Source organism: uncultured Leptotrichia sp., from assembly GCF_938036635.1.
Taxonomy (GTDB): Bacteria; Fusobacteriota; Fusobacteriia; order Fusobacteriales; family Leptotrichiaceae; genus Leptotrichia; species Leptotrichia hongkongensis.
The window spans coordinates 1-8767 of record NZ_CALHQO010000383.1 but is presented as its reverse complement, the minus strand read 5'-3'; the positions used below and the strand labels follow the sequence as shown (position 1 = coordinate 8767).

Below are 8767 nucleotides of genomic sequence, written 5' to 3'. Positions count from 1 at the left end.
TTGAGGATATAGGGAATCGTTGTAGAATAATTGCATGGTTTTTGGGGCAAAGATACTATTTTTATTTGATATATACCTTAATATCTTAGGTTAAAAAATAGTTTGAATAAGTTGGAAAATTATTTTGAATATAAAAATATTTTTTATATAACAGATGTTGATAAATTTCTAAAAAATAAAAGTTCACTTTTATATAAAATAGGCAATGAAATTACAGGAACCAATGAATTTTACTACAGCAAGCTAATTATGCCAAGAAATCATATTTGGATATCAGAAGTTTTAAAACTATATTTTTGGGAAAAAAAAGAAATATCAGTGGCAGTAAAAGAAGTTTTTACCAAAAATCCAGATATATTCTTCATATATGCTTCTGTTTATGAAGATATCTATGCCTGTGATGAAAACGGAAAGATAGACTTTGAAAGTAATGAAGTGCTGCATAAATTTAGAAAATATAGATTATATTTTTCAAAGACAGGATCACATAAGGTAGTCATGCAAAATCAGGGGAAATACTATGAAAAATATGGTTTTGGAGATATAAATAGCAATTTATATAAAATAAGAAAAGTTGAAACAAATTTGAAAGAGTTCACTAATTATGATGATATTGATTTAAATAGCTATATAGATTATGCTCAAAATTATATACAAAAGAATTTTATTAATAATACCGCTTTATAAACGATATTTAACTTTATACAAAATTTTTTAGATAGAACGTATGAACAATGTTGCATACAAACTTGAGGTATGATATAATAAAAAATAGAGAAAAATAATAGTGGAAAAATAGGAGAAATATGCGGATTTTAGGGATAGATCCTGGTACAGCAATAGTGGGATACGCCGTTGTAGATTATGAAAATGGTAAATATGTGCCACTTGATTATGGCTGTATTTTTACGGATAAAGATGAGGATATGCCAGTAAGGCTGGAAAAAATTTATGATGGACTGGAAAATATTATAAACCTTTGGAAGCCGACAGATATGGCAATTGAAGACTTATTTTTCTTTAAAAATCAGAAGACAGTAATAAAAGTTGGACAGGCTCGTGGAGTTATTACTTTAGCAGGTCAAAAAAATAATCTAAATTTATACAGTTACACTCCGCTTCAAGTAAAAATGGGAATTGCAAGTTATGGTAGAGCTGAAAAAAAGCAAATTCAGGAAATGGTAAAATTAATATTAAAATTAGAAGAAATACCAAAACCTGACGATGCTGCAGATGCACTTGCTATAGCAATTACTCACATTAATTCCAAAATAGGATTTGGTGGTTTTGATAGAGGAGATAACATTACCAAAAAATTAAATAAAATTACTTCTAATCGAATAAAACTGGAAGATTACAAAAAATTGATGAAATAAATAGATTTGTATGATAAAATAAACTTAAATAGAAAGAATGGTATATAAAATGAACATAGTTCTATTAAATCCGGAAATTCACGTAAATACAGGAAATATAGGAAGAACTTGTGTCTTAACAAACACAAAATTACATTTAATAAAACCTCTCGGTTTTGAACTGGATGATAAGAAAATAAAACGTGCGGGACTAGACTACTGGAAAGATGTACAGCTTTTCGTGTGGGAAAATTGGGAACACTTCTGGCAGGAAAACATCGAAAACAGCAATGCAAAAATCTATTTTGCAACAACAAAAACAAAACAGAGATACACAGATGTAAAATTTAATGACAACGATTATATAATGTTTGGGCCTGAATCACGTGGAATACCTGAAGAAATATTAAATAAATACAAGGAAAACAATATCACGATTCCAATGCTTCCGCTTGGACGTTCGCTAAATTTGTCAAATGCTGTGGCGATTGTGCTGTTTGAAGCTTTGAGACAGAATAATTTTGAATATTAATTTAAATAAATTTAGGAGAGAAAATGAAACAATATCTGGATATGGTTAAGTATGTACTTGACAATGGAATAAAAAAAGAAAATAGGACAGGAGTTGATACAATTTCTACTTTTGCTTATTCATATAAAGTAGATTTAAGTGAGGGTTATCCCCTTTTGACAACAAAAAAAATGTATTTTAATTCGATGCTGCATGAACTTTTCTGGTATTTATCAGGAGAAGAGCATATTAAGAACTTACGAAAAAAAACAAAAATATGGGATGCCTGGGCAGATGAGGAAGGAAGGCTGGAAACGGCTTATGGAAGATTCTGGAGAAGATATCCTGTACCTGAAATTTCATTAGATGGAGAAGTTTTTGCTGATGAGAATAATCCTTGGGTAACTAGAGAAGAAAATGGACAGCTTGTATTTGACCAGATTCAGTATATCATTGACACTCTAAAGGAAATGAAAACAAATCCTAATCACAAAAACGGAAGAAGAATGATAGTTTTAGCTTGGAATCCAGGAAATGCAACAATTAGTAAGTTGCCGCCATGTCATTATACTTTTGCATTTAATGTTCTTGGTAATAAACTTAATTGTCATTTAACACAAAGAAGCGGAGATATAGCACTTGGGATACCGTTTAATCTAGCTTGTTATTCATTGCTTACAATGATGATTGCAAAAGAATGCGGATATGAAGTTGGAGAATTTGCTCACACAATAATTGATGCTCACATTTATGAAAATCATATTGAAGGGCTAAAGGAGCAACTGACAAGAGAGCCGTTAAATCTTGCTAGAATAAATATTGCAGATAAGCCATTTAATGAATTGACATTCGAGGATATTACGTTAGAAGATTATGAAAGCCATCCTGTAATAAAATTTGAAGTTGCGGTTTAATATCAAAAATTTATACTAAAACTTCTTTAAAACCTAAATAGAAATCAAATTAAATTTTTGCTTTGATTTTAGGGCAGTTTTAGTATAAAAAATAAGATACAGCAGAAAGGTGATGTTGATGTTTAGCTTAATAGTCGCTGTTGGAAAAAATAATGAAATTGGAAAAAATAATCAGCTTTTGTGGCATATTCCTGAAGATTTGAAAAACTTTAAGAAAATAACGACAGGAAAGAGAGTTATTATGGGAAGAAATACTTATAAAAGTATAGGTAGAGCTTTACCAAATCGAACAAATATAGTTTTATCTAGGAATTTTTTGGAAACAGATGAGAAAGTTAAAGAAGATAAAAAAAAATATGAAAATGAAACTACAAAGCTGGAGTTTTATGATGATTTTCAAAAAGTTATTGAAAAGTATAAAGATTTTTCAGAAGAAATTTTTATTATTGGTGGAGGTGAGATTTACAAAAAATCTCTTGAAATGGGAATTATAAAAAGGATTTATATGAGTCATGTTGATTTTTCTGATACTGAAGCGGATGCTTATTTTCCAGAAATAGAGTTGGATAAATGGATAACTTTGACAGAAGAAAATCATAATGGCTGGAAATTTTGTATTTATGAAAAATTTAATGGATAGAATAAATATAAATTTAAAAAGGAGAAAATAATGCCTAGACTTAAATTTACAAAAGAAGTGGTGGTTGAGGCTGGTTATGAGTTAATGAAAAAAGAAGGTTTTCAAAATGTAAGTGTCAGAAAAATAGCAAATTATCTGAAGTGCTCTACGGCGCCTATTTACTTTAACTTTAATACAGTAGATAAATTAAAGGAAGAAATTATAGACAAGTGTAAGGAAAAATTAAAAAAATACTTATATGGAAATTATGCTGAAAGAAAAATATTGAGTGGAGCAATTGGTTTTGTGATATTTGCTAGAGAAGAAAAGGAATTATTTAGGACAATTTTTCTTGATACAACAGAAAGATTTGAAAAACTTTACGAAGTAACGCTTCGAGAGTTCTTGACAAAAGAAAATCTGCTGGAAAGTTTTCCTGCGTTAGAGGAAGAAGAGGCTAAAAACGTCATAAATAAAATATGGTATTTTCTATTTGGTTATGCAACTATGCTTTGTACAAGACTTGATGACAATTATAGAAAAAATGAGACTAATGAAGTTATAGAAAATAAGATTTCTGATATAGTGAAACATTTTAAAATGCAAATATAACAAAAATTCAAATATCTGCTAATTTAATATGGAAATTATAAATTAAGATTTAGTCAATTTTGGTTAATTTGATTTGATAAAGATTGGGTGTGATTTAAAAATAGTGGGAGAGAAGATGAATAAATATAAATTTTTAGGTTCTATTCTTCATGTTGTATACAGGATATTAAGTTTTATGACTAGAAAAGAATATTTTTATGCAGATGGAGTTAAAATAAACGAACCTAACATCATTGTTTTTTGGCACAGAAAAATTTTTACAGTATGTAATGCTACACGAATTATTGACAAAAAGGCTTCCATCGTAAGTGCCTCAAAGGATGGAGAAATCTTAGCAGAATTACTTAGAAGAGAAGGGAATGAATTAATACGAGGTTCGTCGAATAGAGACAATATAAAAAGTTTGAAAGAAGCTATGAAATATGCCAAAAAAGATTATACTCTTGGAATTGCGATTGATGGTCCGAGCGGTCCTATTTTTGAGCCAAAAGCGGGTGCAATTTTTATAGCACAAAAAACAGGAATGCCTATTGTTCCAGTTAGTTCTTACTGCAGTAAAAAATGGATTTTTAAAAATATGTGGGACAAACTTGAAATACCTGTTCCATTTTCTAAATGTGTTCATTATGTTGCAGAGCCATTTTACTTAACAAAGGAAACAACCTTAGAAGAGTCGATAAAATTGGTAAAAGAAAAAATACATCAGGCTGGAAATAAGGCGTTCGAAATTTACAATGAAAAATATAACAAAAATAAGAATGTTGAATTTAATGAAGAAAGTTTTAAATAAAAAGATAAATTTTTAGATATTGATAAATTATAAAATTAGAGGGAGGAAAAATATGTCAAAAGCATTTTACATAACAACGCCAATTTACTATCCTAATGCGGCACCACACGTGGGAACAGCGTATACAACAATAATTTGTGATGTTGTTTCTAGATACAAAAGATTAACTGGTGAAGAAGTTGGCTTTATGACTGGAGTCGATGAGCATGGGCAGAAAATTCAGGAAGCAGCTGAAAAAAATGGATTTACGCCACAGCAATGGGTAGATAAAATGTCTCTTAATTTCACAACTTTATGGGAAAAGTTAAATATTTCAAATACAGATTTTATGAGAACAACACAAGAAAAACATTTGAAAACTGTAAAAGAAATAATAAAGAGGGTGCATGACAAGGGAGATATTTATAGAGGAGAATATGTTGGTAAATATAGCGTTTCTGAAGAAACTTTTGTACCTGAAAATCAGCTTGTTGATGGAAAATATATGGGAAAAGAAGTCATTGATGTAAAAGAAACTTCGTATTTCTTTAAATTGTCTAAGTATGAAAATGCACTGTTAGAACATATCGAAAAAAATCCTGATTTTATAAAGCCTGAAGGTAAGAAAAATGAAGTAATTGCCTTTATAAAACAAGGGCTTCAAGATTTATCAATTTCAAGAACTACATTTGACTGGGGAATATCATTAGAACTGGAAGAAGGGCATATAATTTATGTGTGGTTTGACGCTTTGAATATTTATCTGACAGGAGCAGGATTTTCGACTGATACAGAACAGTTTGATAAATTTTGGACTAACGGAACTGTAAATCATGTTGTTGGAAAAGATATTTTGAGATTCCATGCTATTATTTGGCCTGCGATGCTAATGTCGGCTGGAATAAAGTTGCCTGATACGATTGCAGCACATGGATGGTGGACTGTAGAAGGTGAAAAAATGTCAAAATCACTTGGAAATGTTGTTAATCCAGAGGAAGAAGTTGAAAAATACGGACTTGACGCTTTTAGATACTATCTGATGAGAGAGGCGACTTTTGGTCAGGATGCTGATTATTCTAAAAAGGCAATGGTTCAGAGAATAAATGCTGACTTGGCAAACGATTTAGGAAATTTGCTTAATAGAACGATTGGAATGCAAAAAAAATATTTTAATTCAGAAGTTGTATTAAATGAAGTTGAAGAAAGTTTTGATATTGAAATTAAGGAATTATGGAAAAATACATTGATTGATGTGGATAAGCATATAAATAATTATCAATTTTCTGAGGGATTAAAGGATATTTGGAAATTTATTTCAAGAATGAATAAATATATTGATGAATGTGAGCCTTGGAAACTTTCAAAGGATGAAAGCCAAAAAGATAGGTTGTCAACAGTCATGTATAATTTAGTGGATTCACTTTACAAAATTGCAGTGCTTATTTCGCCATTCATGCCAGAAACTGCACAAAAAATGATAAATCAGTTAGGACTTGAAAAAGATGTTACAAAATTACATTTAGATGATATAAAAGAATGGAAAAGTTATCCTGTTGGAAATCGGTTAAATGAAGCAGTTCCGCTGTTCCCAAGAATTGAATTGGAAGAGGAGCCAAAAAAAGAATACAATGAGGACTTGAAAATTGAAAATCCAATTACAATAGATGATTTTAATAAAATTGAAATAAAAGTTGTTCAAATTGAAAAAGTAGAGAAAATTAAAAATGCGGATAAATTGTTAAAATTCATTGTAAATACTGGAAAAGAGAAGAGGCAGATTATTTCAGGAATTGCAAAATGGTATCCAAATGAACAAGAACTAGTTGGGAAAAAAGTACAGGCTATACTGAATTTAAAACCAGTAGAATTAAAAGGAGAATTATCACAAGGAATGCTACTGACAGCAACTGAAAAGAAAAAAACGAAACTTATAATTATTGATGATGAAATAAAGATTGGAACTACTGTGAAATAATAGTATCAAAAATCAATATATTCTAGGTTTGTTATGTTCTAAGTAAAAGTGGGGGAAAATTTTTTTACGAATAGGAAATGTGATAAAAGTATGAAAAAATGGATATATATAATGATTGCATCATTATTTTTAGTAGCTTGTTCAAAAGCAGATAATGGTTATGATGCACTTGAAAGAGGACTTATTGGAATCCTTGAAAAAAAGGATTATGAATATATTATGAAAAATATAAATGAATCAGCAAAAGCTGGAAATGAATATGTTTATGGACTTGCCTATACCTATCTTGCTGAAAATGGGACTATGTTCTTTAACAGATACATGAAAAAAAGTAAAGGGCTTGCTGAATACTATCAAGCGCTTTTATTGCAGCAGACAAACGGAGACGAAAGCCAAATCATAGATCTTTTGGAAAGTTCTGCAAAACAGGGAAATGTAAAAGCTTATTATGTAATAGGGACTATATATGAAAATAAGCTTGAATTTACAAAAGCACAGGAATATTTGAAAAAAGGAAGAGATGCTAATGAAATTTATGCACTTTATTCTTATGAATACAACAAAAATTTGATGAATTTTTATAAAAGAATAGAGGAATTAAATAAAAAGTTAAATGATGGAAGCATTTCAGTAGAAGAAAAAAAGGAACTCGGAACTTTAGTTTTGGAAAAAGTTTCTAATACTGAAAAAGCTTATGATATTTTAAAAGATTTTTTGTCTGAAAATTACTCGCCTGCACTTTACGCAAAAGCAAAATTGCTGGAAAATGATGATAAAGAAGAGGAAGCAGTACAAATTTACAACCAGATATTTTCACAGAATAAATATTATCTTGCAGCATTTGAACTTGCTTCACGGCTTGTAAAAGGTGAAAAAAATTATAATCTTGCATTAAAAATGCTAGAAGATACAAACTCAGATGAAGTCTTAATTTTAGGATACAAAGGGTTTATCTATGAAAATTTAAAAGATTTTGCAAAAGCTGAAGAATTTTATCAAAAAGCGGCTAATAAAAATGATATTGATGCAATGAATTATCTAGGTCGTCTATATGAGACTCAAAAGGAAATAAAAAAAGCAAGAAATATTTATAACAAGGCATATTTGCTAGGTTCAATTTCAGCTGGATACAAACTCGCATATATTCTGGAAGATATGGAAAAGGAGAAAAATCCTGCGAAAGCTGAAGAAGACCAGGTAAAGCAAAGCAAGGAAGCTAAGAAAATACTTGAGAGGCTCGCAAACAGCGGAGATGATTATTCAATGGTTGATTTGAGCCTTTACTATCCTGAAACTGATAAAATGGTACGAACTCTAAATCTACAGGCTGCTGCAAAACTTAATACAACAGCTTTTTACAACTTAGGGGTTTATTACTATAATAAAAAAAATAAACAAAAATCAAAATTTTATTTTAAAGTAGCTAAAGAAAATGGTTATGATATTGGAGAAATTTTTGATGCTTACTTAGGAAACTAAATGAAATATTAGAAAGAGAGAATTATGAAAAAATATATCTTATTGTTGTTAAGTATGATTCTAATGACTATAAGCTGTGGAAGGGATGCTGTCGCTAAAAGAATGTTTGAACAGCATATGAAAATTATTCAATCTGGAGATATGAATAAGATAAAAAAATGGGATTCATCAATGAATACTCCTGAAATTGGAATTGTACTTGAAGGATTTAAAAAAATTACCTACAAAATAAATAAAGTTGAGACAAAAGATAAAACAGCCACAGTAAATGTTACTATAAAGTACCCTGATTATAGCACTTTTGAAAATGAATTTCATAATATGATTACTGAAAAATATAAATCTTCAAATATAGCTTCAAAATCAGAGACTGATAAGATAGTTGTTCAGGAAGCAACTAAATTCTTTAATGAGAAAATAAAAGAAAACAAATTATCTTATAGTGAAAAAACAATAAATATAATTTTGGAAAAACAAGGAAATAACTGGGTTTTAGATGGAGCAAAAAATTTAGAGTTTGTTTCTATTTTAAC

At 29.5% G+C, this 8767-nt stretch carries 10 protein-coding genes; all 10 read left to right on the top strand.

Annotated elements, in window-relative coordinates:
- Nucleotides 1–102 precede the first annotated feature (102 nt).
- Complete coding sequence (locus tag Q0370_RS07740) at nt 103–687, top strand: hypothetical protein (RefSeq protein ID WP_299574240.1); 585 nt, start codon at nt 103–105, stop codon at nt 685–687.
- A gap of 119 nt (nt 688–806) precedes the next feature.
- A complete protein-coding gene (gene ruvC, locus Q0370_RS07735; RefSeq protein ID WP_147005189.1) occupies nt 807–1376 on the top strand; it encodes a crossover junction endodeoxyribonuclease RuvC in 570 nt (189 codons plus the stop codon).
- A gap of 49 nt (nt 1377–1425) precedes the next feature.
- Nucleotides 1426–1887 (top strand): tRNA (cytidine(34)-2'-O)-methyltransferase, encoded by a 462-nt coding sequence (locus Q0370_RS07730; RefSeq protein WP_299574234.1) that lies wholly within the window; start codon nt 1426–1428, stop codon nt 1885–1887.
- Nucleotides 1888–1910: 23 nt separating this feature from the next.
- Entirely contained in the window at nt 1911–2780 is an 870-nt protein-coding gene (gene thyA / locus Q0370_RS07725) for a thymidylate synthase (protein WP_299574232.1), read from the top strand.
- 118 nt (nt 2781–2898) lie between these two features.
- A complete protein-coding gene (locus Q0370_RS07720) occupies nt 2899–3420 on the top strand; it encodes a dihydrofolate reductase (protein ID WP_299574229.1) in 522 nt (173 codons plus the stop codon).
- A gap of 30 nt (nt 3421–3450) precedes the next feature.
- Nucleotides 3451–4011, top strand: a complete 561-nt coding sequence (locus tag Q0370_RS07715; protein WP_299574226.1) for a TetR/AcrR family transcriptional regulator — start codon at nt 3451–3453, stop codon at nt 4009–4011.
- 115 nt (nt 4012–4126) lie between these two features.
- The gene (locus Q0370_RS07710) at nt 4127–4801 is read left to right on the top strand and encodes a DUF374 domain-containing protein (RefSeq protein ID WP_299574224.1); all 675 of its coding nucleotides are present in this window, start codon (nt 4127–4129) and stop codon (nt 4799–4801) included.
- A gap of 52 nt (nt 4802–4853) precedes the next feature.
- Entirely contained in the window at nt 4854–6755 is a 1902-nt protein-coding gene (gene metG, locus Q0370_RS07705; protein WP_299574222.1) for a methionine--tRNA ligase, read from the top strand.
- Nucleotides 6756–6845: 90 nt separating this feature from the next.
- The gene (locus tag Q0370_RS07700) at nt 6846–8234 is read left to right on the top strand and encodes an SLEI family protein (RefSeq protein ID WP_299574218.1); all 1389 of its coding nucleotides are present in this window, start codon (nt 6846–6848) and stop codon (nt 8232–8234) included.
- 24 nt (nt 8235–8258) lie between these two features.
- Nucleotides 8259–8767, top strand: a 509-nt coding sequence (locus tag Q0370_RS07695) for a DUF5105 domain-containing protein (RefSeq protein WP_299574216.1), incomplete at its 3' end; no start/stop codon positions are given.